Origin of the sequence: Brevundimonas sp. NPDC007368, assembly GCF_042869015.1 — a bacterium.
GTDB lineage: Bacteria > Pseudomonadota > Alphaproteobacteria > Caulobacterales > Caulobacteraceae > Brevundimonas.
The window spans coordinates 349,718-374,051 of sequence record NZ_JBIAFA010000003.1 but is presented as its reverse complement, the minus strand read 5'-3'; the positions used below and the strand labels follow the sequence as shown (position 1 = coordinate 374,051).

Here is a 24,334-nt window from a genome sequence, read left to right as displayed (position 1 = left end):
ATGTCCCGTATTGGCAAGAAAACCATTGCTGTGCCGAAGGGCGTGACTGTCACGCTCAACGGCCAGACCGTCTCGGTCAAGGGTCCCAAGGGCGAACGCTCCTGGACCGTGGCCGAAGAGATCGAAGTCAAGCAGGAAGGCGACGAACTGTCGCTGACCCCGCGTTCGGACACGCCTCGCGCTCGCGCGATGTGGGGTCTGTCGCGCACCCTGGTCGACAACATGGTCACCGGCGTGACCTCGGGCTTCGAAAAGACCCTGGAACTGGTGGGCGTGGGTTACCGCGCCGCCCTGAAGGGTCAGGCCCTGTCGCTGCAGCTCGGCTTCTCGCATGAAGTCGACATCGCGCCGCCGGCCGGCATCACCTTCGTCGTGCCGAAGCAGACCGAGATCAAGATCTCGGGCAACGACAAGCAGGCCGTCGGTGAAATCGCCGCCGTCATCCGCAAGCTGCGTCCGCCGGAACCCTACAAGGGCAAGGGCGTGCGCTATCAGGGCGAGACCGTCCGGCGCAAGGAAGGCAAGAAGAAGTAAGTCATGGCTCTTTCTCTGCAACAACAAGCCAAGCGCCGCGCCGAACGCAACCGTCGCCGCCTCAAGGCTGTCGCCAACGGTCGTCTGCGCCTGTCGGTCTTCCGTTCGGACAAGAACATCTCGGCTCAAATCATCGACGACGCCCAGGGCGTCACGGTGGCCGCCGCCTCGTCGCTGGAAGGCGGCAAGGGTTCCAAGGGTTCGGACGTCGCCGCAGCTGCTGCGATCGGCAAGCTGATCGCCGAGCGCGCCAAGGAGAAGGGCGTCACCGACGTCGTCTTCGACCGCGGCGGCTACATCTATCACGGCCGCGTCAAGGCGCTGGCGGAGGCCGCGCGTGAAGCCGGCCTGAACTTCTAAGGGATCGAGAAGCATGGCTCGTGAACCCCAACGCGGACAAGGTGGTCAGAACCGCGACCGCCGCGACCGCAACGCTCCTGTTGTCGACGGCCCGGATTCGGACATCGTCGAAAAGCTGGTGCACATCAACCGCGTCGCCGCCACCGTTAAGGGCGGACGTCGTTTCTCGTTCGCAGCCCTGATGGTCGTCGGCGACGGCAAGGGCCGCGTCGGCTTCGGTCACGGCAAGGCGCGCGAAGTGCCGGAAGCCATCCGTAAGGCGACCGAAGAAGCCAAGAAGACGATGATCCGCGTTCCGCTGCGCGAGAACCGCACCCTGCACCACGACGGCAACGGCCGTTGGGGCGCCGGCAAGATCATGATGCGCGCTGCCCCTCCCGGCACGGGCGTCATCGCCGGCGGTCCGATGCGTGCGGTCCTCGAAACCCTCGGCGTCCAGGACGTCGTGGGCAAGTCGACCGGCTCGTCGAACCCCTACAACATGATCCGCGCGACCTTCGAAGCTCTGAAGGTTCAATCGTCGCCGCGTCAGGTTGCTGCAAAGCGTGGCAAGAAGGTCGCCGACCTGATGGGCCGCCGCAACGACGGCGCCTCGGCGCCTGAAGCAGTCGAGGGCTGATAGACATGGCCAAGAACGAAAAAGCCACCGTCACGGTTCGCCAGACGGCCAGCCCGATCCGCCGCAAGTCGGATCAGCGCGCCACCCTGTCGGGCCTGGGTCTGAACCGCATCGGCCGCGAGTCGACGCTGGAAGACACCCCCTCGGTCCGTGGGATGATCGCCAAGGTCGCCCACATGGTCGAAGTGGTCGAGAAATAAGACGATGCGCCCTCTCCCGATCCCGGGGGAGGGCGTTTCTCTTTGAAGAAGCATCTTGCGATGCTGCGACGGGCCGCCTAGAAGCGGCCCTTCAATTTTTCCAACGCCGAGTCAGAGTCGCCTGCGGCCTGGCGCTAGAACCCGAAAGGATCAGGCATATGAAACTGAACGAAATCCGCGACAACGAAGGCGCACACAAGAAGCGCATGCGCGTCGGCCGCGGCCCGGGTTCGGGCAAGGGCAAGACCGCCGGTCGCGGCGTCAAGGGTCAGAAGTCGCGTACCGGCGTCGCCATCGGCGGCTTCGAAGGCGGCCAAATGCCGCTGTACATGCGTATGCCGAAGCGCGGCTTCAACAACCCGAACGCGCTGAAGCTGGCCGAAGTGAACCTGTGGCGCGTGCAAGAAGCCATCGACGCCGGCAAGCTGGACGCCAAGGCTGAAATCAACGGCGCCGCCCTGGTGGCCGCCGGCGTGATCCGTCGCGTCAAGGACGGCGTCCGCGTTCTGGGCGAAGGCGAACTGAAGGCCAAGCTGAACCTGGTCGTCTGGTCGGCCTCGTCGGGCGCGATCAAGGCCATCGAAGCCGCCGGCGGCAAGGTCGAGCAACAGCGCATCGCCGCTGAAGCCAAGGCCGCTGCCCGCGTCGAGAAGCGCAACGCCGCCAAGGGCAAGGCTCCGGCCGCCAAGGCGCCGCTGGGCGACGCCAACAAGGTCTCGGCCCGCGCCAAGCGCGCCGCCGCCAAGGCCTAAAATCGATATCGTCATCCCGTGCTAGCGCCGCTGATGCGGCGTTCGCCGGGATCATCCGCACCGGGATGACGATTTTCCGAAAGCGGCTCTCGCAAGGGAGCCGCTTTCCGCCTATCTGACGACGGGCATAGTCGTGGGGACCGCCTGATGGCTTCGGCCGCTGAACAACTCGCTGCCAATATGAACATGGGCTCGTTCGCGAAAGCGACCGAGCTGCACAAACGCCTGCTGTTCACGCTGGGCGCGCTGCTGGTCTATCGGATCGGCACCTATGTTCCGATTCCCGGCATCAATTCCGAGGCCTTCCTGGCCTTCTTCCAGAACCCGGACGGCCAGCGCGGCATCCTGGACATGTTCAACATGTTCTCGGGCGGCGCGGTCGAGCGTATGGCTGTCTTTGCGTTGAACGTGATGCCGTACATCTCGGCCTCGATCATCGTGCAGCTGATGGGTGCGGTTTACCCGCCCTGGGAGAAGCTGAAGAAGGAAGGCGGCGAAAGCGGCCGCAAGCAGCTGAACCAGTACACCCGTTACCTGACGGTCTTCCTGGCTCTGGCCCAGTCCTTCGGCATCGCGGCGGGCCTGAACGCCCAGGCCGGCCTGATCGACCAGCCCGGCATCTTCTTCATCATCTCGACGGTCACCACCCTGACCGGCGGCACCATGTTCCTGATGTGGCTGGGTGAGCAGGTGACGGCGCGCGGCGTCGGCAACGGCATCTCGCTGATCATCTTCGCCGGCATCGTGGCGGTTCTGCCGTCCACCGTGGCGCGTCTGCTGGGTCTGGCCCAGCAGGGTCAGATGTCCGCCTTCACCCTGCTGTTCATCGCCATCATGGCCGTGGCCGTGATCGTCTTCATCGTCTTCATGGAACGCGCCCAGCGCCGTCTTCTGATCCAGTATCCGAAGCGCCAGGAAGGCAACCGCATGACGGGCGGCGAGCGCTCGTTCCTGCCGCTGAAGGTCAACACCGCGGGCGTCATCCCGGCCATCTTCGCCTCGTCGCTGCTGATGCTGCCGACGACGGTCGCCACCTTCACCGCCCAGGCCAACCTGCCCGAGTGGATGAGCTGGCTGCCGCTGGTGACGGCTCAGCTGACGCACGGCCAGCCGCTGTTCATGATCCTGTATGCGGTCCTGATCGTCTTCTTCTGCTTCTTCTACACCTCGATCACCTTCAACCCCGAGGACACGGCCGAGAACCTGCGCAAGTACGGCGGCTTCCTGCCGGGCATCCGTCCGGGCAAGCGCACGGCCGAGTACCTGGACTATGTGCTGACGCGCCTGACGGTGATCGGCGCCGCCTACATCACCGCGGTCTGCCTGCTGCCTGAGTTCCTGGTCAGCAGCCTGGGTAACAGCCTCTACTTCGGAGGAACGTCTATCTTGATCGTCGTCTCGGTCACGATGGACACTGTCGCCCAGATCCAGTCCCAACTGCTGGCGCACCAGTACGAGGGCCTGATCAAGAAGGCCAAGCTGCGTGGTCGCGGCGGCCGGGGCGGTTCCGCCCCCGCCCGCCGCTGATCGTCGGGTAGGGGAGCCCGCAAGATGAATCTGATCCTATTCGGGCCGCCCGCGGCCGGCAAGGGCACGCAAGCCAAGCGTCTGGTCGAGGAGCGGGGCATGATCCAGCTCTCGACCGGCGACATGCTTCGCGCGGCGATTGCGTCCGGCTCGGAACTGGGCCTCAAGGTCAAGGACGTGCTGGCGCGCGGCGACCTCGTCACCGACGAGATCGTCATCGCCCTGATCGAGGACCGCCTGCCGGAGGCCGAGGCCGCCGGCGGCGCCATCTTCGACGGCTTCCCGCGCAACGTCGCCCAGGCCGAGGCCCTGGACGCCATGCTGGCCAAGCGGGGCGCTCAGATCGACCGCGTTGTTCGCCTGAAGGTCGACGACGAAGCCCTGACCGCCCGCATCGGCAAGCGTTTCGCCGAGCAGGGCCGTCCGGACGACAATCCGGAGACCTTCAAGGATCGCCTGGCCGTCTACAACGCCCAGACCGCGCCGCTGCTTCCCTATTACGAAGCCCAGGGCAAGCTGACCGAGATTGACGGCATGGGCGATATCGCCACGGTCGCCGCCGCCATCGACGGCGCTTTGGTCTAGGACGCCCTGATCGGAAGCGATGTTCGGGCGTTAGGCGTTCGAGCATTCGCTTCAAAGGGGCGCAGATGAGCAGCAGACCGTCGTCTCGAAACGTCAGGCTCGCCAAGGCGAGCGTGACGGTGGGTGTCGGTTTCCTGCATCTGGTCCTGTTCGGCCTGCTCGGGCGCCTTCAGCCCGACATAGCCCCCACGCCTATGTCGCGGCCGGTTGAGGTAGAGCTCGTCCGGCCGTCGCCAATTCCGCCCCGACCGCTTCCTCCGCCCAAGCCTGCGCGCGCCGAAGGCGGCGGGGCCCCGGCGGCGGCGTCCAGGACCCATTCGCCGCCGCGCAAGGCCGAGCGCCGGCCGGAGTTGACTGCGCCGCCTCGGCCCGCGCCTCAGCCGCCGCTGGTGATCGGCGTCGCGCCTGAAGCCAGCCCGACGCCTGGGCAGGGGTTGGGCGGCGAGGGGGGCGGGTCCGGCGTCGGTGTCGGCTCCGGGGCGGGGCCAGGGTCAGGGGGCTCCCGTTTCAGGTTGTTGCGCGGGCCGACCCAGGCCGATCTGCGGGCGGTCCATCCGCCAGCGGCCTTTCGACGACGCATGGGGGGGCGTGTATCCCTGTCCTGCCGTATCCGGTTGGACACCCGTCTGGAGGCGTGCCGAGTCATGGAGGAGGCCCCGCCGGGCTTGGGCTTTGGTCAGGCGGCCCTGGCGGTATCGGTCCATTTTCGCTTTCAGCCGCCGGTTCGCGACGGTGCGCCTGTGGACAATCAGGAGGTTCCTGTCGTGGTCATCTGGCCCTGACGGTCGGCTAGGGGTTGAACGCCGTGCATCCTGGCGCATGATGGCCGCATCTCGTTGTTATTTTGAATGCGGCGGAGAGGCCCGATGACGATTGCCGTGAATTGGGGGGCTGGCGACCAGAGGCGTCTGGGCGTGGTTGCTCTGGTCAGCGTTGCGCATCTGGCCCTAATCATCGCTTTCGCCATGAACCGGCTTGAGGCGGCTGAAGAGCCGCTGGCGCAACCCGTGTTTGATGTTCTCATGATGCGACGTCCCCTCACGGCGTCGACGGCGAGGGGCCTAGAGGCGGGCGGAGAGGGCAGGGCGACGCCGTCGCGAATTCACGTCCAACCGGACCCCGACGTTGAACGGGCCGAGTTGGCGGCGCCGCAGGCCTTGGCGCCGCTGCCGGCGCTTGAGATCGGTCAGGCTGTCGCGCCTTCCATCGACGCGGGCATGGGCCTGGGCGATAGCGGGGAAGGTCGCGGTCTGGGGGAAGGCGACGGGAATGGCTCAGGGCTGGGGCGCGGCGCGGGGCCAGTCTTGATCAGCGGCCCGCGGGGCGCCGTCATGACGACGGACGTCGCCGCCAGTTCTCTGGCTGCGCTTCCCGGCGCCTATGCGATCATGCAGTGCTATATCCGAGCGGGTCGCGACCGGCTCGAGGACTGTCGCGTCAGGGAGGAACACCCCGTCGGCCGGGGCGTGGGGCAGGCCGCCTTGCGCAAGGCGGCCGAGTTTCGCTATCAGCCGCCCAGTCGGTTGGGCCGATTTGGCGGTCGGCACCGGCAGATGATCGCAGTGGCCTTTCCCCCGGCTGCGGTGGAAGCCGAGGCCGCTGGCGAGCGCGCCCGTTGACGCCATGAGAATCCCCTGTATAAGGGCCGCTTCCGCGAAGGGCGCACACGTTCCAGGTCTGTTGACCGGAGCGGTTTCCGCGTCTGTTTAAGCGTATCTGGAGATTCTCGTGGCCCGTATCGCTGGCGTCAACATTCCGACCAACAAGCGCGTCGAAATCGCGCTTCAGTACATCCATGGCATCGGCGCGCACGCCGCCAAGGAAATCACCGCGAAGGTCGGCATTGAGCCTGCTCGCCGCGTCAACTCGCTGACTGATGCTGAAATCCTGCAGATCCGTGAAACGATCGACAAGGATCACACCGTCGAGGGCGACCTGCGCCGTGAAACCTCGATGAACATCAAGCGCCTGATGGACTTGGCCTGCTACCGCGGCCTGCGTCACCGCAAGGGCCTGCCGGTCCGCGGTCAGCGCACGCACACCAACGCCCGCACCCGCAAGGGCCCGGCCAAGCCGATCGCCGGCAAGAAGAAGTAAGAGAAAGAGCTGACCGATGGCTAAGGAACCGGGTCGCATTAAGCGCCGCGAACGCAAGAACATCACGTCGGGCGTGGCTCACGTGAACGCCTCTTTCAACAACACCATGATCACGATCACGGACGCCCAGGGGAACGCGATTTCCTGGTCGTCGGCCGGTCACATGGGCTTCAAGGGTTCGCGCAAGTCGACCCCGTACGCTGCCCAGATGGCTGCTGAAGACGCCGGCAAGAAGGCTCAAGAGCACGGCGTGAAGACGCTGGAAGTCAACGTCTCGGGTCCGGGTTCCGGCCGTGAGTCGGCGCTCCGCGCTCTGCAGGCCGTCGGTCTGACGATCACGACCATCCGCGACGTCACCCCGATGCCGCACAACGGTTGCCGTCCGCCCAAGCGTCGCCGCGTCTAATCGCGACAGCGTTCCAGGCACCCCCAATCTCCGTCGGCTCCACCATGGCCTCGTCGACAAGGCCGGAGCCGACGAAACCCGTTCGAGGGACTCTATGATCGAAAGAAACTGGCAAGAGCTGATCCGTCCCGAGAAGCCGCAAGTGGAAGGCGGTTCCGACCCGCTGCGCAAGGCGCGTCTGGTCGCTGAGCCCCTCGAGCGCGGTTTCGGTGTGACGCTCGGCAACGCGCTTCGTCGCGTTCTGCTGTCCTCGCTGCAAGGCGCGGCGGTCACGGCTATCCAGATCGACGGCGTTGTTCACGAGTTCTCGTCGCTGGAAGGCGTGCGGGAAGACGTGGTCGACATCGTCCTGAATATCAAGCAACTGGCGCTGCGCATGCACGCCGAAGGCCCCAAGCGCATGACCCTGCGCGCCACGGGCCCCGGCGTCGTCACGGCGGGCCAGATCGAAGTTCCGGCTGACATCGAGGTTCTGAACCCCGATCACGTCATCTGCACGCTGGACGACGGCGCTTCGATCCGCATGGAACTGACGGTCCAGAACGGCAAGGGCTATGTCGCCGCCGAACTGAACCGTCCGGAAGATGCGCCGATCGGCCTGATCGCCGTCGACGCCCTGTACTCGCCGGTCAAGCGCGTCGCCTATCGCGTCGAGCCGACCCGTCAGGGCCAGTCGATGGATTACGACAAGCTGATCCTGGAAGTTGAAACCAACGGCGCCGTCTCGCCGGTTGACGCGGTGGCCTATGCCGCCCGCATCCTGCAAGACCAGCTGCAGATCTTCATCACCTTCGACGAGCCGACCAAGGCGGTTGAGGCGACGGACGGCAAGCCCGACCTGCCCTTCAACCCGGCCCTGCTCAAGAAGGTCGACGAACTGGAGCTGTCGGTCCGTTCGGCGAACTGCCTGAAGAACGACAACATCGTCTACATCGGCGACCTGATCCAGAAGACCGAGGGCGAAATGCTTCGCACCCCGAACTTCGGCCGCAAGTCGCTGAACGAGATCAAGGAAGTTCTCGCGACGATGGGCCTGTCGCTCGGCATGGACGTGCCGAACTGGCCGCCCGAAAACATCGAAGATCTGGCCAAAAAGTTCGACGACCAGATCTGATCATCAACCCTCCGCCCAGCGCCTGTCGGCGCGGATGGGGCGGTTAGAATGAAAAGGCCCCAGGTCCCGCCCCTATGATTAGGCCGGAAACCAGGGTTGAGTAGGAGAGACCCCGATGCGCCACGGCGCCGCTTACCGCAAGCTCGGCCGTACGGTCAGCCACCGCCAAGCCATGTTCGCCAACATGGCCGCCTCGCTGATCAAGCACGAGCAAATCACGACCACCCTGCCGAAGGCGAAGGAACTGCGTCCCTTCGTTGAGAAGCTGGTCACGCTCGCCAAGAAGGGCGACCTGCACGCTCGTCGTCAGGCCATCAGCGCCGTCCGCGACGTGCCGCAAGTCGGCAAGCTGTTCGAAACGATCGGCCCGCGCTACGCCGAACGTTCGGGTGGTTACATCCGCATCATGAAGGCCGGCTTCCGTCACGGCGACAACGCCGCGATGGCCGTGATCGAGTTCGTCGATCGCGACGTCGAAGCCAAGGGCAAGGACTCCGGTCCGGTCTTCGCCATCGAAGGCGACGAAGCCTGATCGGCTTCTTCAACCTGAAGACATGAAGAGGCGGCTGGAGCGATCCAGCCGCCTTTTTCATTGTCCGCCGCGATGCGGGGGGCGATAGAGCGAGCATGAGTAAGCTCGAAGACCGCATCGTCGCCTACACGCCCGACCATCGCGCCGTTTGGAAGGCGCTCAACGCGGATTGGCTGGCTGAGGGCGGCTTCGCCCTGGAGGCCAAGGATCATCTGACGCTGGACGATCCCGAGGGCCAGATCCTGGCCAAGGGCGGTCACATCTTCTTCGCCGAGCGGGGTGGGGTTTCGGTCGGCTGCTGCGGCCTGATCGCCATGGCGGACGGCGGCTATGAGGTGACCAAGATGACGGTGCGGCCTGAGGCGCGCGGCGGCGGGCTGGCCCTGCGGCTTCTGGAGGCCTGCGAGGCGGCGGCCCGGGATGCGGGCGCGCACCGCCTCTATCTGGAGACCAGCTCGACGCTGGGCCCGGCGCTGGGGCTCTATGCCCGGTTCGGCTTCGTGAACCTGCCGCCCCAGCCGACGCCCTATGCGCGCGCCGACGTCTGGATGGAGAAGCGGCTGATCTCTCAGGCGAAGATCTGAATTTGGACGCGAGGGCGTCCAAACCGATTTCGCTCTCGCCGCTACTCCTTCGACAGGTCCTGACGGCTGAACCAGGCGATGGCGGCCCCAAGGGGGACGAGGCTCCACAGAGCCAGGCTGACGATGGCCTTGATGGCGACGCCGTCGGGCAGGGTGGTGGCTGCCATGCCGCCCTTGATCAGCGTCTTGAGCGTCTCGAACGCGGCGCCGGGGAGCAACAGGTGCGTCAGCCAGTCGCCCGGCTCCAGCCCCAGCAGGGGCGCGAACGGCCCGCCGAGGAAGAACTGGCCGATGCCGAGCACCAACGGGATGAACAGGGCCGCCAGCAGGGATCGGGTGACGGTGGCGGCCAGCAGGCTGATCATCAGAAACTGAACCACCCGCACGAAGGACAGCAGGAAGAGCAGCCCGAACTGGCCAGCTTCGGTCGCGCCGAAGGTGAAGGTCAGGGGGCGGGCGAAGATCGCGGCCTTGATCACTTCGGACAGGGCGTCGCTCAGCAGGAAGATCAGCATGGCCGCCAGCGCCAGCATTTTCAGCACCCCGACCTTGCCCAACAGCAGGTTCGGTCGGCTGTTACGGGCGCTGATCAGACGCCAGGTCTCCCAGCGATAGTCGCCGGCATAGAGGGTGGCGGCGCCGATCAGGAGGAAGGCGAGGATGGCCGGGTTGGCCAGGTCGCCGGCATTGCTGGCGAGAGCCTGACCCAGGTCCAGAGGGCCGCCGAGCGACAGTTCGGGGGGCAGTTGGCCGCCGTTGATCTGGGCCGCCTTCGACTTGAGCAGGAAGAAGCCGAGGGCCGATACGAGCAGGCCGACGACGGGCACGAAGAAGATGCTCCAGAAGATCGCGGTGCGGTTCTGAAGCAGGCGCCAGGATTCGGAGCGGATGGCGTCAGCCAGCATGGAGGGCCTCGCGGATTTGCGCCTCGGTGCGCGCGGGGCCGGTCTCGGCCATGAAGACGCTTTCCAGATCGGCGCCGACCCAGCGGGCTTCGTCGATGTCCACGCCCTGTTCGATCAAGGCGCGCAGCAGGGCGGGACCCTCGGCGCGCGGAATGGCGGCCAGAACGGCGTCGCCGTCCAGCGACCCCTTGTCGCCCAGGACGCCCATGATCCTGGCCAGGGGCGTGGCCGACAGGCGCAGGCGCTCGCCCGCAGCGGTCAGTTCGCTGACCTTGCCCTCGGCGGCCAGGGTCCCGCGATTGAAGATGGCGACGCGGTCGCAGACGCGCTGGACCTCGAGTAGCTGGTGGCTGGCCAGGATGATGGTCACGCCGTCGTCGTCGGCCAGGCTGCGGATCAGGGCGCGCATCTCCTGGATGCCGGGCGGGTCCATGCCGCTGGTCGGCTCATCCAGGATGACGAGATCGGGCTTGGTCATCAGGGCGGCGGCGACGCCGAGGCGCTGCAACATGCCGACCGAGAAGCCGCGCACCCGGCGGTTGGCCGCCTCGGTCAGGCCGACGCGGTCCAGCCAGGCGTCGATGGCGGCCTCCTTGCCCATGCCGTGGGCCAGAGCCAGCCATTCCAACACCTGACGCGCAGTCATGTAGGGCGGGAAGCGCGGGGTCTCGATCATCGAGCCCATGCGGCGCGTCACGGCGGGATCGCCCGTGTGCTGGCCCAGGACCCGGACCTCGCCTGCCGTCGGCCGGATCAGGCCCAGCAGGATGCGGAACAGGGTGGACTTGCCGGCGCCGTTCGGCCCCAGCACGCCGTAAACCCCGCCGCGCGGGATAGAGAGGCTCAGCCCGTCCAGGGCGCGCACCGCGCCATAGGTCTTGGTCAGGCCGATCGTTTCGATAACAGTGGTCATGCTGCAGAGCTTGGCCCGGTGGGGATAAACCGGCAAGCCGTCTTCTGCCTGTCGCAGATTAAGCTTAGGCAATCTCCCCGAAATCGCTTCGGAGTTCCCCATGTTTTCTCGCGTCGCGGGCCTGTGTCTGGCCCTGCTGCTGACCGCCTGCGCCACCACGCCGGTTCAGACCCCCGAGCCGCAGCCGGTCGAGCCGCCGCTGGTCATGCTGATCTCCATCGACGGGTTCCGCGCCGACTATCTGGACCGGGGTGTCACGCCCAACCTGTCGCGTCTGGCGGGCGAGGGGGCCACGGGGCCGATGCGGCCGTCCTTCCCCAGCGTGACCTTTCCGAACCACTACACCTTGGTGACGGGGCTGCATCCCGACCATCACGGCATCGTCGGCAACAACATGGTCGACGCTGAACTGGGCCGGTTCTCGCTGGGCAACAAGCAGGCCGTGACCGACCGCCGCTGGTGGGATCAGGGCGAACCGATCTGGGTCTCGGCTGAGAAGGCAGGGGTGAAGACGGCGACCATGTTCTGGCCGGGCTCCGAGGCCGATATCCGCGGCGTGCGCCCGACCTACTGGACCACCTTCGATCAGGGGATGCCGGGCGATGCGCGCGTGGACCGCGTGCTGCAATGGATGGACCTGCCGGCGGATCAGCGACCGCAACTGACCACCCTCTATTTCGACATCGTCGACACGCAGGGCCACCACAACGGTCCTGACGCGCCCGAAACCGCCGAGGCGATCCGCTCGGTCGACGCCTCCATCGGCCGTCTGGTCGAGGGGCTGAAGGCGCGGGGCCTCGATGAGCGCACCGTGCTGGTGGTCGTGTCCGATCACGGCATGGCCGCGACCTCGCCCGAGCGGGTGACGTGGATCGATGATCTGATCGACCCTGCGGCCATCCAGATCATCTATTCCGGCGCGGTGACCTTCCTGAACCCCGTGGCCGGTCGCGAGGCCGAGGTCGAGGCGGCGCTGCTGGGCTCACGTCCGCATCTGGACTGCTGGAGGAAGAGCGAGATTCCGGCGCGGTTCGTGCTGGGCTCCAACCCGCGCGTCTCGGCCATCGTCTGCGCCTCCGAGCCTGGCTGGACCTTCACGACCAGGGCGCGGCCGGTGACCAAGCCGGGCGGGGCGCACGGCTATGACAACGCCTCGCCGGACATGGCGGCCATCTTCATCGCCCACGGGCCGGGCGTGGTTCCGGGTCGACGGTTGACCGATCTGGACAGCGTGGACGTCCAGCCCTTCCTGGCCCGCCTGCTGGGCGTCGACGCCCCGCAGGGCGACGGACGTGCAGAAGACACCCTGCCGGTGACGACCCGCTGACGGCGCCATCTGTGGTCCCGGATAGCCCTGCGGGCTTCCGGGATGACGGGAGAGGGGGCGCGGTCTAGAACACCCGTCCAACAGATCGGCGTTCCATGTCCCTGCATCATCCCAAGGTCCGCCGCGCGGCGATCGCCTTCATCCTCGTGACCGCGGTGCTGGACATCGTGGCCATGGGGATCGTCATCCCTGTGCTGCCGCACCTGATCGAGGAGTTCGTCGGTTCCAACGCCCAGGCGGGCTTGCTGAACGGACTCTTCATCGCCCTGTGGGCGGGGATGCAGTTCCTGGCCTCGCCGGTGATCGGCTCGCTGTCGGACCAGTACGGGCGTCGGCCGGTCATCCTGATCAGCTGCGCCGGGCTGGCGGCGGACTATGTGCTGATGGCCCTGGTGCCGAACCTGTGGTGGCTGGCGGCAGGAAGGCTGATTGCGGGGGTCACCTCGTCCAGCTTCACCACCATCTACGCCTACATGGCCGACATCACTGAGCCGGAGAAACGGGCGCGCGCTTACGGCCTGATCGGCGCGGCCTTCTCGGGCGGCTTCGTGCTGGGGCCGGTGCTGGGTGGGTTCCTCGGCGAGTTCGGGCCGCGCGTGCCCTTCTGGGTGGCGGGCGGTCTGTCGGGCGTGGCCTTCCTCTATGGCCTGTTCATCCTGCCCGAGAGCCTGGCGCCCGAGAAGCGGATGAAGTTCAGCTGGGGCCGCGCCAATCCGGTGGGGGCCATGATGCTGCTGCGTCGCCATGCGGAACTGACCGGCCTCGCGATCGTGAACTTCCTGCTCTACTTCGCCCACCACGTCTTTTCGGCGGTCTTCGTCCTCTATGCCGGGCTGAGATACGGCTGGGGGCCGTGGGAGGTCGGGATGCTGCTGGCCCTGGTCGGCGTGCTGGACATGATCGTCCAGGGCGTTCTGGTGGGGCCGGTGTCGAAGAAGCTGGGCGACCGGATGACCATGATCTTCGGTCTATGCGGCGGCACCGTGGGCATCGCCCTGATGGGCTGGGCCCCGACGGGCGTCGCCTTCATCATCGCCATGCTGCCCAACGCCCTGTGGGGCCTGGCCATGCCGACGCTGCAATCCCTGATGACGCGGCGGGTAGGCGAGAGCGAGCAGGGCCAGTTGCAGGGCGCCAACATGAGCGTCGCCTCCATCGCGGGCGTGGCCTCGCCGCTGTTCTTCGGCTGGATCTATTCGGTGTCGGTGGGCGAGGGCTTTGGGCCGGCGACGGCATGGTTGCGGGGCGTCGGCATCGACGCGAAGCTAGCGTCGGCAGCGGTGGACGCCATTTCGACGCCGGGTCTGGCCTTCTATCTGGCCGCCGTCGTCCTGGCCCTGGCCGCCCTGATCGGCTGGATCACGGCGCGACGGGCGGAACGAGATGAGGTCACGCTCGTTTGATCGCGGCGACGCTTCGAGGCGTTCGGCGGCCTTGATCCTGTCGAAAAGCCGAGGCGGAATGGCGTGAACGCCCAAGCTTGTAGAACCGGGACGAGATGAAGACTTCCAGACTGGCCCTCGCCGCCGCCCTGATGCTGTCCGCCTGCGGCCAGCCGCAACCGTCCAAGGCCCAGGAAGGCGTCTTCGCCGAACAGCCGCGCCAAGCCCCGCGCGACGCCGGCTCGATGAAGTCCAGCTTCGCCCCCGTGGTGCGCGAGGCCGCGCCCGCCGTGGTCAACATCTCGGCTCTGAGGCGTGAGCAGGCCGATCCATTCTGGACGATGTACACAGGTCAGACAGTTCGACAGTCCGGCTCAATCGGATCGGGTGTCATTGTGAGGGCGGATGGGATCGTGGTGACCAACAACCACGTCATCCAGAACATGCAGCAGATCCGAGTCACCTTGAATGATCGGCGCGAATATCCCGCCAAGGTTTTGCTGGCTGATGAGCGCTCTGACATTGCGGTACTGCAGTTGGAGGGGGGCGAGGGCGACCTGCCGGTGATGCGGATCGACGATCAGGAAGAACAGCAGGTCGGCGACCTGGTCCTGGCCATCGGCAATCCTTTCGGCGTCGGTCAGACGGTGACCACGGGGATCGTGTCCGCCCTGAACCGCACCGAGACGGGGATCAGCGATTCCAGCTCCTTCATCCAGACCGACGCGGCCATCAACCCTGGCAACTCCGGCGGGGCGCTGGTTGACATGGACGGCGATCTAATCGGGATTAATACGGCTATTTTCTCGCGCAGCGGCTCGTCCAGCGGCGTGGGCTTTGCTGTGCCGGCGACCATGGTGAAGCGGGTGGTCGAGTCGGCTGTCGGCGGCGCCAAGGCCGTGGTGCGGCCATGGCTGGGCGTGAAAGGGGATGCTGTAAGCGCCGATATCGCCCGCAGCCTGGGCCTGTCGCGGCCGCAGGGCCTGATCATCACCGAGGTCTATCCCCAGGGGCCGGGCGCGCGCGCCGGCCTTGAGGAGGGAGATGTCGTCACCGCCATCGACGGGGCCGAGATCAACGATCAGGGCGGGCTGAACTTCCGCGTGGGGACCCGCTCGCCGAACGACACGGTGGCCGTGACCATTCTGCGCGAGGGCCGGATCCAGACGGTCAATGCGCGCGTCTCGGCCTTGCCGGGCGACGCCGATCCGGGGCAGGGGACAAGCGTGGGGCAGGGGGCGCTGGCGGGTCTGCAGGGCGTGGCGCTGAACCCGGCCTTGGCCGACCGTCTCGGCGGCGACCCCTTCACCAGCGGCGTGGTAGTGACCGGCCTGCAGCGCAACAGCATTCCGGCCCGCATCGGCCTGCGTCCCAACGACCTGATCGTTCAGGTGGACGGTCGCCCGGCGACCTCGGTCGCCGCCCTCGGCCGGGCCCAGCGCGGCTCGGAACTGACCATCGTGCGCGGCGGACGGAAGCTGACGGGGCGCCTGCCCTAGGTCGCCGGAGACGAGGCTGGGGATAGCTGCGCCGTTCGGTTTGGCGCGGCTTGCGTCGGGGCGCGGCGCGTGTGGAATGGCGGGATGATCCTGCCCTTCGCCGCCGCGCTCGCCCTGATGTCCGCAAGCGGGGGCGCCGTCCATGACGATCCCCTGACCCAGCCGATCCCCGGCAATGCCGACTGGGAGAAGCCGCAGGCGCCGCTGAAGCTGTACGGCGACACCTATTTCGTCGGCACCGGCGGCCTCAGCCTGGTGCTGATCGACACCGGCGACGGCCTGATCCTGATCGACGGCGCCCTGCCTCAGACCGTCGAGGCGACGAAGGCGAACATTCGCCATCTAGGCTTCCGGGTGGAGGATATCCGCTACATCCTGAACACCGAGGCGCACTACGACCATTCAGGCGGTCTCGCCGCCCTGGCGCGCGACAGCGGGGCGGAGGTGATCACCAGCCCCGTCGGCGCCGCCGCCCTGCGGACAGGCCAGACCGACGTCCATGATCCGCAGGCCTCCAGTGTTCCGGCGCATCCACCGGTTCTCAATGCTCGGGGGATCGGAGACGGCGAAGCCGTGCGCCTGGGGCGGACTGCCGTAACGGCCGTCTTTACCCCCGGCCACACGCCCGGCAGCGTCAGTTGGACGTGGAAATCCTGCGAAGCCGACGCCTGCGTGGACGTGGTGTTCGCGTCCAGCCTCAACGCCGTGGCCAGCGGGGACTACACCTATACGGCCCATCCCGACGTGACGGCGACGCTGCGGGCCTCCATCGCCCGCGTGGAGGCGCTGCCCTGCGACCTGCTGATCTCGGCGCATCCCGACAACTCGGGCGGCGACGTCAAGATCGCGGCCTTGCAGGCTGGCGCAACGCCCAACCCCTTCCTCGATGCCTCAGCCTGTCGGGCCTATGCGGAGCGGGCCAGGGGTAGGCTTCAGGCGCGGCTGGATCGCGAAGCCTCCTAGACGCTCTTTGCCGGGCCGCCGATGGACCAAGTGTGGCCGAAGGGGTCGCGGACCTGGCCGTAGCGGTCGCCCCAGAACTGATCCTCCAACGGCATGACGGGGATGGCGCCGGCCACCAGGGCGCGGGTCCACCATTCGTCGGGATCATCGACCTGAAGGTGCAGGGTGACGCCTTTGGGCGTGATGTCGGCCTCGCCGGTCCACTCCGGGAATTCGTCGGCCAGCATCAGACTGGCGCCGTTGATCTTGAGGTGGGCGTGCATCAGCCGTTCGCCGTCCTCGGCGGGCGCCCGCATGATCTCCTCGGCGCCGAAGGCCCGGCCATAGAATTCGATGGCCGCCTGGCCGCCCCGCGACGGAATGGTCAGATGGGGCGTGAGGCCGCCGGTCGGGCCCTGGTTCGGCTGGGATTCGGACATGGTTCCTCCGTTCGGGCCGCTGGAAGTGCGTGTATTCGCCTGAACGAACGCCTATCTAGGCTGTTCCATGACTGACCTGTTCGAAGCCTCCGGCATCCACGCCCCTGACGCGCCCTTGGCCGACCGTCTGCGTCCGCAGACGCTGGAACAGGTCGTGGGTCAGGATCATCTGCTGGGCGAGGGCGGTCCGATCCGCCGCATGATCGGGGCCGGACGTCTGGGTTCCATGATCCTGTGGGGGCCGCCTGGCACCGGCAAGACGACCATCGCCCGCCTGCTGGCCAAGGCGACGGGCTATGAATATCAATCGATTAGCGCCGTGTTTTCCGGCGTCGCTGACCTGAAGAAGGCCTTCGAGGCGGCGAGGATGCGCCGGGCCGCGGGCCAACAGACCCTGCTGTTCGTGGACGAGATCCACCGCTTCAACCGCGCCCAGCAGGACGGCTTCCTGCCCTTCGTCGAGGAGGGGGTCGTCACCCTGGTCGGGGCCACGACCGAGAACCCCAGCTTCGAGCTGAACGGCGCGCTGCTGTCGCGCAGTCAGGTCTATGTGCTGAAGCGTCTGGACGACGCGGCGCTGGATCAGTTGCTGGATCGGGCGGCGGCCCTGATGGAGCGGTCCCTGCCGCTGACGACCGAGGCGCGTCAGGCCATGCTGGCCCTGGCCGACGGCGACGGCCGCTATCTGCTGACCATGTCCGAGGTCCTGTTCGATCTTCCCGAAGGCGAGCCCCTGGACGTTCAGGCGCTGGCCGGCGTGCTGCAGAAGCGCGCGCCCGCCTACGACAAGTCGCGCGAGGAACACTACAACCTCATCTCCGCCCTGCATAAGTCGGTGCGGGGGTCGGACCCGGACGCCGCCCTCTACTGGCTGGCGCGGATGCTGAACGGGGGCGAGGACCCGCTGTATCTGGCGCGGCGTATCGTGCGGATGGCGGTCGAGGACATTGGTCAGGCCGACCCCCTGTCCATCCTGGTCGCCAATGCGGCCAAGGACACCTACGACTTCCTGGGATCGCCCGAAGGGGAGCTGGCGTTGGCGCAGGCGGTGGTCCACCTGGCCACGGCGCCCAAGTCGGTCGGGGTCTATGAGGCCTTCAAGGCGGCCAGGAAGGCGGCGCATGAAACCGGCTCCCTGATGCCGCCCGCCCATATCCGCAACGCCTCGACCAAGCTGATGAAACAGCTCGGCTACGGCAAGGGCTACCAGTACGATCCCGACACGCCCGAGGGCTTCTCGGGCGCGAACTTCTTTCCCGACGAGATGGAACGCCGCACCTTCTACAGGCCCAAGGGCGAGGGGCATGAGGAGAAGGTCAAGGCGCGGCTGGAGCGCTGGGCGGCGCTGCGGGAACGAGCGCAAAGGGAAGGCTGAGGCGCGGGCGGCGTTGAAGCGAGGCCGTGGGATTCCTAAGTCCTGCGTCCCTCAGTTGTGAAATGCGTACCGCCATGAATCTCAATCAGGTCACAGTCGAAACGACGGACATCCCGCGCGCCAAGGCCTTTTATCAACGGCTGGGGCTGACCATGATCGTGTCCAGCGACCACTATGCTCGCTTTGTTTGCCCCGGCGACGGATCGGGGGCGCCTGCGACCTTTTCCATCCATCTGGCCGAACAGGTCACCCCCGGCGGCGTCGGCGTCTATTTCGAGTGCGCCGATCTGGACGAGCGGGTGGCGGCGCTGAAGGCGGCGGGCGTGGCCTTTGATCATGATCCCGTGGATCAGACCTGGCTGTGGCGCGAAGCCTGGCTGCGTGACCCCGACGGCAATCGCCTGTGCTTCTACCGGGCGGGCGAGAACCGGATGGACCCGCCGTGGCGTGTCGCGGGTTCCTGATCGCCGTTCATTGTTAAGCATGGCCGTTCGGGCTTAGCCTCTGGCTGATCGCAACCTGGGGAGGGAATGATGATCGATATTGCGAGGCGTCAAGCGACGCCCTGGCATCTGTGGCTTGTGGGCCTGCTGTCGCTGCTGTGGAGCGGCTATGGCGGATACGACTTCATCCAGACCACGACGCGCGGCGAAGCCTATATGCGCGAATCCGGTTTCGGCGACAACATGATCGCCTATTTCAACGCCATGCCGACTTGGATGTATGTGCCGTGGACGCTGGGCGTCTGGGGCGCGGTGATCGGGTCGCTGCTGCTGTTGTCGCGCAGCCGCTGGGCGGTGCACGCCTTCGCTCTGTCGTTGCTGGGGGCGGTGGTCAGCCTGGTCTATTCCAAGTTCATCAACCCGCCGCCGGCCCTGCCGCCCCAGTTGGCCATGATGGAGTGGATGCCCTTCGTCATCGTCGGGATCGCGGCCCTGTTGCTGTGGTACGCCTCGGCCATGGCGAAGAAGGCCGTCCTCCGCTAAAGGCTCGGCGGGTGAAAACCCGCCAGCCCGCTTCCCTGACCGAAGAAGACATCGCCGCCGTCCGTTCGTGGGTCATCCACGAGGACGCGCACATCATCGCCTTCAACAAGCCCTCGGGCCTGTCGAGCCAGGGCGGGCGCATCCAGGCCCATACCCTGGACGACCTTTTGTGGGCCTTCGCTCGCTCGAACGGCAAGCGGCCCGAACTGGTGCATCGGTTGGACCGCGACACCTCGGGCGTCATCCTGGCGGCCAAGACCAAGCCCGCTGCCGGGTTCCTGGGCAAGGCCATGCAAATGCGCCGGTTCCAGAAGACCTATCTGGCCCTGGTGTCGGCCGCTCCTGAGCCCAAGTCGGGCCGCATCACCGCCGCCCTGCGCCGCGAGGAAATCGGGCGCGAGAGCTATATGCGGGTGGTCGAGTTCGATGCCCCGGGCGCGCAGGGCGCCGTCAGCGGCTATCGCACCCTGGCCGCCAGCGAGGAGGGGGCCCTGGTCGAACTGGCGCCCGAGACGGGACGGATGCATCAGTTGCGGGTTCACATGGCCTCGATCGGCCGGCCTCTGGTCGGCGACGTGCGCTACGGCGGGGCTCTGACCTTCGCCGGTCGTGGGGCTTCGCGTCTGATGCTGCACGCCGCCAAACTGTCCTTCCCGCACCCTGAGGGCGGCGAGCGCGTGACGCTGGAGGCGCCCTTGCCCGAAGATTTCATGGCCCTGAAGGCGGCGGCGGGGCTCTAGCCGGTTCAGTCTCTGTTCAGCTTCGCGGCGGAACATCCCGGCAGGCTCGACGCTAATCGGGCAGGGAGATTTCGCATGAAACGTCTGACCTTCGGCCTGATCGCAGCCTCCGCCCTGGCGCTGAGCGCCTGCGCCAGCCTGGCCCCCTATGGCCCGCAGCAGTCTGGGCGAGGCCAGGGCTTCAGCGAGCAGCAGATTGAAACCAACCGCTTCCGTGTCACCTACAACGGCGTCGGCGCGCCCGGCCCAGTGGCGGACCGCGCCCTGTTCCGCGCGGCGCAACTGACCGTCGATCAAGGCTATGACTGGTTCGAGGTGACGCAGCGCTGGATCGACGGCCGCCCCGACAGCGCCGGCGGCGTGCGCCCTAGCGTCTCGATCGGCGCGGGCTCGGGCCGCTATGGCGGCTGGTCGACCTCGGGCGTCGGCGTGGGCCTCGGCTTTGACCTAAGCGGGCCGCAGCCGACCTCCACCACGCTGGAGATCGTCATGAGCCGGGGCGCCAAGCCGGATCGTCCCGACGCCTATGATGCGCGTCGGGTTCAGGATGCGATCAGATCAAGGCTCTAGAGCGGCTGGCTAGCTAGAGCGTACAGGGCGAACGCTCTGCCTTTACTGTTCTAGAAACGCATATTTCTTGACCGCTACTGTCTCTTGGCGCGCACCGCGGGGTAATCAGCGACCTTCAGCAGGTAGCTGCCCATGGCGGCGCGGCGGATCTTGATGGGCAGGCCGGCGCGCGCGCGGAACTGGAGCGGGGTCGTGTCGATCTGACGCCAGACCGACCCGTCCGCCAGATAGAAGGTCCATCCTTGGCCCGCCGCATGGCTGGCGCGCTCCAGCGACGTTTCGACCTCGTTCAGGGCTTCCGTTTCTCCGCCGAGAAGGCTGCTGGGGAAGGCGGGCAGGCTGAAGCCGAATACGGCGCGCCTGGCTTCTATGACGCGCTCACGCTCGACGACGACGATTTCGCCCTGGCGTTCGGCGGCGTCGAGCGATGCCGCCGCTGCGTCGTAACAGTCGACACGGGTGCTGCGATCCTCGATGCGCCTGCAGTCGAGAAGCTGCTGCATCTGTGCCGCCTTTGGGGCCGGATCTGCGTTCGCGTAACTCTGATTTGCAAAGGTGCACATCGCCGACATTGCGCACAAACTTGCAATAATTCTTCCGTGAACAGCGTTCATGTTCGGAAACTCTTTTGTCATTTCGTTAAATATGAGGCGGTGTTGCCTGGCGGCGTGCTTCGTCAAAGCGTGGCTAGTTTGCGACATATGGGACAACTTAATCTTACGGCTCAGTAATTTTGTGTCGTAAATTGGACGCCATGGCGTAATCGGTAGGGGATTGGCGGGCGAATCTAAGATTTGTCTCGCGTCAGGATGCGGGGGCGGAAGCGAGGAAAAGGTCCTCTGCTTTGTTGCCGAACGCCAGGAGAGGGTTTTAAAAATTGACCAACAAACGTGAACGGTTGCTGGCCACGACGATGATCGCGGGCATTGCGCTGGCGGGCTTTGCCGCGCCGGCCATGGCCCAGTCGCAGGCCCAGGATGAACAGGCGACCCAGGTGGGCGAGATCGTCGTCACCGGCTCGCGGATTGCCCGTCAGGACTATCAGTCGACGAGCCCGATCGTCACGGTCGACGCTCAGGACTTCCAGGCCACGGGCTCGGTGACGATCGACAGCCTGCTGAACGACATGCCGCAGTTCGTGCCGTCGGTCAGCTCGACGTCGAACAACCCGTCCAACGGCGGTCAGGCCAACCTGAACCTGCGCGGTCTCGGCACCTCGCGCACCCTGGTGCTGATGAACGGCCGTCGCGTCGTGCCGTCCAACGCCACCGGCGTGGTCGACATCAACATCCTGCCTACCGCCCTAATCAAGAACATCGAAGTCATCTCGGGCGGCGCTTCGGCCGCTTACGGCTCCGACGCTCTGGCCGGCGTGGCCAACTTCATCCTGAACGACAGCTTCGAAGGCGTTCAGATCGACGCCCAGTACGGCGAAACCGACCGTAGCGACGGCATCACGGAAAGCTACTCGCTGACCGTCGGCGGCAACTTCGCCGACGACCGCGGCAACATGGTGCTGTCGATCGGTCGCTCGACCCGCGCTCAAATCTACAACGGCGCCCGCGACTGGGCGGCCGTCTCGGGCGCTTCGGGCACCACGCCGCTGGGTTCGACGACCTTCGACTCGAACAACCTGCCGACCCAGGCCTTCATCAACACCTACTTCGGCACGCCGACCGTCTGCGCGACCTCGTCCAACCCGTCGGCGCCCTGCGTCGGCAACTCGGGCCAGTTCGGCTTCAACAACGACGGCTCGCTGTTCAGCTATGTTCTGACCCGCAACTTCAAGAGCCCGGGCGGCATCACCTATGATGGCTTCGCTCAACCGGGCGTGGGCACCTACGCCTTCAACACCGGCGCCCTGAACTCGCTGCAACTGCCGCTGGATCGCTGGAGCGCCTATGCCGGCGGTCGTTACAAGCTCAACGACGCCGCCGAAGTCTATTCGAGCCTGCTGTTCACCCAGTACACGGCGCAGCAGGAACTGGCGGCGACGCCGGCCGCCGGCAACGTCCCCAGCACCGGCTTCCGTATCCCGACGACCAACCCGTTCATCGGCGCGACGCTGCGCTCGTTCCTGAACGCGCGCCCGAACCCGAACGGCTCCTTCCTGCTGAACAAGCGCTTCACGGAAGTCGGCGGCCGCATCGGCAATGACCGCTACAACGTCTATCAGCTGACGACTGGCGTCCGTGGCGATATCCCGGACAGCGAATGGACCTATGACGTCTATGCGCAGTACGGCCGCGTGGACAACACCACCACCCAACTCGGCAACGTGTCGCGTTCGGCCGTGCAGCGTCTGCTGGACGCGCCTGACGGCGGCCGCAGCCTCTGCGAAGGCGGCTTCAACCCGTTCGGCGAGTCCAACCTGTCGGCGTCCTGCGTCAACTACATCTCGCGGGCCGGTCAGAACACGACCATCTCCGAGCAAACCGTCGTTGAAGCCTCGCTCCAAGGGCCTCTGTTCACCCTGCCGGCCGGCGAAGCGCGCGGCGCCTTCGGCGTGCAATACCGCCAGGACAACTACGCCTTCCGCCCCGACGCCTCGCTGGCCCAAACCAATACGGTCGTGCCGCGTCCCGACGGCGGTTCCAACGGCGGTTCGGAAATCGCGGGCTTCAATGCCTCGCAGGCCCTGAACGGCGACACGAACTCCAAGGAACTGTTCGCCGAAGTCCTGCTGCCTCTGCTGTCGGATCTGCCGTTCGTGCAGCAGTTCGACCTCACGCTGGGCGCTCGTTATTCGGACTACAGCTCGATCGGCGGCGTTTCGGCCTACAAGGCTGATTTCGAATGGCAGGTCATCGACGGTCTGCGCTTCCGCGGCGGCGCCAACCGCGCCGTGCGTGCGCCTTCGATCGGCGAGCTGTTCGCACCGACCAACACCAGCTTCCCGTCGATCGGCACCCCGTCGGCGACCGGTCTGTCGGGCGACCCCTGCGATATCCGCAGCAGCTACCGCAATGGTCCGAACGCGGCCAAGGTCCGGGCGCTCTGCATCGCTCAGGGCATTTCGGCTAACGCTGTCGACAGCTACCAGTTCGGCAACAACCAGGCCACGGGCATCACCGGCGGCAACGTCAACCTGCAGGAAGAAACCGCCGACACCTGGTCGGTCGGCGCCATCTATCAGTCGCGCTTCCAGCATCCGCTGCTGTCGGGCTTCTCGGCTTCGATCGACTACTACAACATCGAAATCACCGATGTGATCGGCACCGTGGGCGCCTCGGCCCAGCTGCAAGGCTGCTACAACGCCCAGGGCCAGAACCCGAACTACGATCCGACCAACAGCTACTGCCAGCTGTTCATCCGTGACTCGCTGACCGGCAACGTGACGCAGGCGCGCGAACTGAACCAGAACCTGGCTACGCTGAAGACCTCGGGCATCGACGCCCAGTTCGACTGGAACGTGCAGTTGGCTGACGCCGGTCTGCCGGATTGGGGTTCGCTGAACGCCAACGTCGTGGTCGGCTGGCTGGACACCTGGGAGCGCCAAGACACCGCCGGTGGTCCGTTCATCAACCGCACGGGCACCATCGACAGCGTCTTCGGCAACACCTTCCCCGAGTGGAAGATGCTGTCGTCGCTGAACTGGTCGATGGGTTCGTTCGGCGCGGGCGTGCGTTGGCGCCGGGTGGGTGAAATGACCCAGTTCGGCACCACGACGGTGCTGGAGCCGCTGCACTACTTCGACCTGAACGGCTCCTGGACGCTGAACGACGCCGTCGTCCTGCGTGCGGGCGTGAACAACCTGACGGACGAGGATCCCCGGACCTACGCCCCGGGCGTTCAGGCGAACACCGACCCGTCGACCTACGACGTGCTCGGCCGTCGCTACTACGTCGGTCTGACCGCGCGCTTCTAAGCCCGGCCATCACGACCAAGAGAGAGGGCGGCGGATTTCGATCCGCCGCCTTTTTCCTTTCAGGACAGCGCCTTCGC

Annotated in this window: 28 protein-coding genes; 24 read left to right on the top strand and 4 right to left on the bottom strand. The window is 66.4% G+C overall.

Annotation, left to right across the window (positions count from 1 at the left end; translation table 11 throughout):
- From rplF to ACFYLW_RS08420, 14 genes are all read left to right on the top strand, one after another.
- Positions 1-534, top strand: a complete 534-nt coding sequence (gene rplF, locus ACFYLW_RS08485) for a 50S ribosomal protein L6 (protein WP_292083336.1) — start codon at positions 1-3, stop codon at positions 532-534.
- A 3-nt stretch (positions 535-537) separates the two neighbouring features.
- Positions 538-894, top strand: a complete 357-nt coding sequence (rplR, locus tag ACFYLW_RS08480; protein WP_105563646.1) for a 50S ribosomal protein L18 — start codon at positions 538-540, stop codon at positions 892-894.
- Positions 895-907: 13 nt separating this feature from the next.
- Positions 908-1,513 (top strand): 30S ribosomal protein S5, encoded by a 606-nt coding sequence (rpsE, locus tag ACFYLW_RS08475; RefSeq protein WP_292036860.1) that lies wholly within the window; start codon positions 908-910, stop codon positions 1,511-1,513.
- Positions 1,514-1,518: 5 nt separating this feature from the next.
- The gene (rpmD, locus tag ACFYLW_RS08470; protein ID WP_105563648.1) at positions 1,519-1,713 is read left to right on the top strand and encodes a 50S ribosomal protein L30; all 195 of its coding nucleotides are present in this window, start codon (positions 1,519-1,521) and stop codon (positions 1,711-1,713) included.
- A gap of 158 nt (positions 1,714-1,871) precedes the next feature.
- Complete coding sequence (gene rplO / locus ACFYLW_RS08465) at positions 1,872-2,465, top strand: 50S ribosomal protein L15 (RefSeq protein ID WP_349680920.1); 594 nt, start codon at positions 1,872-1,874, stop codon at positions 2,463-2,465.
- Between the two features lie 147 nt (positions 2,466-2,612).
- A complete protein-coding gene (gene secY, locus ACFYLW_RS08460) occupies positions 2,613-3,992 on the top strand; it encodes a preprotein translocase subunit SecY (RefSeq protein WP_312065392.1) in 1,380 nt (459 codons plus the stop codon).
- A gap of 24 nt (positions 3,993-4,016) precedes the next feature.
- Positions 4,017-4,577 carry an adenylate kinase gene (locus ACFYLW_RS08455; RefSeq protein ID WP_292083334.1) on the top strand — a complete coding sequence of 187 codons (561 nt, stop codon included), beginning with the start codon at positions 4,017-4,019 and terminating at the stop codon, positions 4,575-4,577.
- Between the two features lie 65 nt (positions 4,578-4,642).
- Complete coding sequence (locus ACFYLW_RS08450) at positions 4,643-5,359, top strand: energy transducer TonB (protein WP_390182956.1); 717 nt, start codon at positions 4,643-4,645, stop codon at positions 5,357-5,359.
- An 84-nt stretch (positions 5,360-5,443) separates the two neighbouring features.
- Positions 5,444-6,196 carry a hypothetical protein gene (locus tag ACFYLW_RS08445; RefSeq protein WP_312062999.1) on the top strand — a complete coding sequence of 251 codons (753 nt, stop codon included), beginning with the start codon at positions 5,444-5,446 and terminating at the stop codon, positions 6,194-6,196.
- Between the two features lie 109 nt (positions 6,197-6,305).
- On the top strand, positions 6,306-6,674 hold the full coding sequence (gene rpsM, locus ACFYLW_RS08440) for a 30S ribosomal protein S13 (RefSeq protein WP_105563653.1): 369 nt from the start codon (positions 6,306-6,308) through the stop codon (positions 6,672-6,674).
- 16 nt (positions 6,675-6,690) lie between these two features.
- Positions 6,691-7,080, top strand: a complete 390-nt coding sequence (gene rpsK / locus ACFYLW_RS08435) for a 30S ribosomal protein S11 (protein ID WP_292083332.1) — start codon at positions 6,691-6,693, stop codon at positions 7,078-7,080.
- A 94-nt stretch (positions 7,081-7,174) separates the two neighbouring features.
- Entirely contained in the window at positions 7,175-8,194 is a 1,020-nt protein-coding gene (locus ACFYLW_RS08430; protein WP_207826445.1) for a DNA-directed RNA polymerase subunit alpha, read from the top strand.
- A gap of 115 nt (positions 8,195-8,309) precedes the next feature.
- Entirely contained in the window at positions 8,310-8,726 is a 417-nt protein-coding gene (rplQ, locus tag ACFYLW_RS08425; RefSeq protein ID WP_105563656.1) for a 50S ribosomal protein L17, read from the top strand.
- A 95-nt stretch (positions 8,727-8,821) separates the two neighbouring features.
- Positions 8,822-9,310, top strand: coding sequence for a GNAT family N-acetyltransferase (locus ACFYLW_RS08420; protein WP_312063004.1), 489 nt, complete (start codon positions 8,822-8,824; stop codon positions 9,308-9,310).
- 41 nt (positions 9,311-9,351) lie between these two features.
- Here ACFYLW_RS08420 and ACFYLW_RS08415 read toward each other — a convergent pair whose 3' ends face one another.
- Positions 9,352-10,215 (bottom strand): hypothetical protein, encoded by an 864-nt coding sequence (locus ACFYLW_RS08415; protein ID WP_312063006.1) that lies wholly within the window; start codon positions 10,213-10,215, stop codon positions 9,352-9,354.
- Positions 10,205-11,128: an ABC transporter ATP-binding protein gene (locus tag ACFYLW_RS08410; protein WP_312063007.1), complete on the bottom strand. Its 924-nt coding sequence runs from the start codon at positions 11,126-11,128 to the stop codon at positions 10,205-10,207. Before ACFYLW_RS08410 ends, ACFYLW_RS08415 begins: the two co-directional genes overlap by 11 nt.
- Positions 11,129-11,228: 100 nt before the next feature.
- On the opposite strand from ACFYLW_RS08410, the gene ACFYLW_RS08405 reads away from it, so the two are divergent.
- The 4 genes from ACFYLW_RS08405 to bla all read left to right on the top strand — a co-directional run bounded on the left by ACFYLW_RS08405 (position 11,229) and on the right by bla (position 16,299).
- The gene (locus ACFYLW_RS08405; protein WP_312063009.1) at positions 11,229-12,455 is read left to right on the top strand and encodes an ectonucleotide pyrophosphatase/phosphodiesterase; all 1,227 of its coding nucleotides are present in this window, start codon (positions 11,229-11,231) and stop codon (positions 12,453-12,455) included.
- Positions 12,456-12,550: 95 nt separating this feature from the next.
- On the top strand, positions 12,551-13,858 hold the full coding sequence (locus tag ACFYLW_RS08400) for a TCR/Tet family MFS transporter (protein ID WP_312063010.1): 1,308 nt from the start codon (positions 12,551-12,553) through the stop codon (positions 13,856-13,858).
- A gap of 95 nt (positions 13,859-13,953) precedes the next feature.
- A complete protein-coding gene (locus tag ACFYLW_RS08395; protein WP_312063012.1) occupies positions 13,954-15,336 on the top strand; it encodes a trypsin-like peptidase domain-containing protein in 1,383 nt (460 codons plus the stop codon).
- An 84-nt stretch (positions 15,337-15,420) separates the two neighbouring features.
- Positions 15,421-16,299 (top strand): subclass B3 metallo-beta-lactamase, encoded by an 879-nt coding sequence (gene bla, locus ACFYLW_RS08390; RefSeq protein ID WP_312063014.1) that lies wholly within the window; start codon positions 15,421-15,423, stop codon positions 16,297-16,299.
- On the opposite strand, the gene ACFYLW_RS08385 is transcribed toward bla, so the two are convergent.
- Entirely contained in the window at positions 16,296-16,718 is a 423-nt protein-coding gene (locus tag ACFYLW_RS08385; RefSeq protein WP_312063016.1) for a VOC family protein, read from the bottom strand. The genes bla and ACFYLW_RS08385 overlap by 4 nt on opposite strands.
- 67 nt (positions 16,719-16,785) lie before the next feature.
- Between ACFYLW_RS08385 and ACFYLW_RS08380 the strand changes: the two genes are divergently transcribed.
- From ACFYLW_RS08380 to ACFYLW_RS08360, 5 genes are all read left to right on the top strand, one after another.
- Positions 16,786-18,093 (top strand): replication-associated recombination protein A, encoded by a 1,308-nt coding sequence (locus ACFYLW_RS08380; protein ID WP_312063018.1) that lies wholly within the window; start codon positions 16,786-16,788, stop codon positions 18,091-18,093.
- A 74-nt stretch (positions 18,094-18,167) separates the two neighbouring features.
- Entirely contained in the window at positions 18,168-18,557 is a 390-nt protein-coding gene (locus ACFYLW_RS08375; RefSeq protein ID WP_292083321.1) for a VOC family protein, read from the top strand.
- A 69-nt stretch (positions 18,558-18,626) separates the two neighbouring features.
- Positions 18,627-19,079, top strand: coding sequence for a hypothetical protein (locus ACFYLW_RS08370; protein WP_312063021.1), 453 nt, complete (start codon positions 18,627-18,629; stop codon positions 19,077-19,079).
- An 11-nt stretch (positions 19,080-19,090) separates the two neighbouring features.
- Positions 19,091-19,819: an RluA family pseudouridine synthase gene (locus tag ACFYLW_RS08365; protein WP_312063023.1), complete on the top strand. Its 729-nt coding sequence runs from the start codon at positions 19,091-19,093 to the stop codon at positions 19,817-19,819.
- Between the two features lie 75 nt (positions 19,820-19,894).
- Entirely contained in the window at positions 19,895-20,389 is a 495-nt protein-coding gene (locus tag ACFYLW_RS08360; protein ID WP_292083317.1) for a CC0125/CC1285 family lipoprotein, read from the top strand.
- 74 nt (positions 20,390-20,463) lie between these two features.
- Here ACFYLW_RS08360 and ACFYLW_RS08355 read toward each other — a convergent pair whose 3' ends face one another.
- Positions 20,464-20,892: a hypothetical protein gene (locus ACFYLW_RS08355; RefSeq protein WP_312063026.1), complete on the bottom strand. Its 429-nt coding sequence runs from the start codon at positions 20,890-20,892 to the stop codon at positions 20,464-20,466.
- Positions 20,893-21,266: 374 nt separating this feature from the next.
- On the opposite strand from ACFYLW_RS08355, the gene ACFYLW_RS08350 reads away from it, so the two are divergent.
- The gene (locus ACFYLW_RS08350; RefSeq protein ID WP_312063028.1) at positions 21,267-24,257 is read left to right on the top strand and encodes a TonB-dependent receptor domain-containing protein; all 2,991 of its coding nucleotides are present in this window, start codon (positions 21,267-21,269) and stop codon (positions 24,255-24,257) included.
- Positions 24,258-24,334 lie beyond the last annotated feature (77 nt).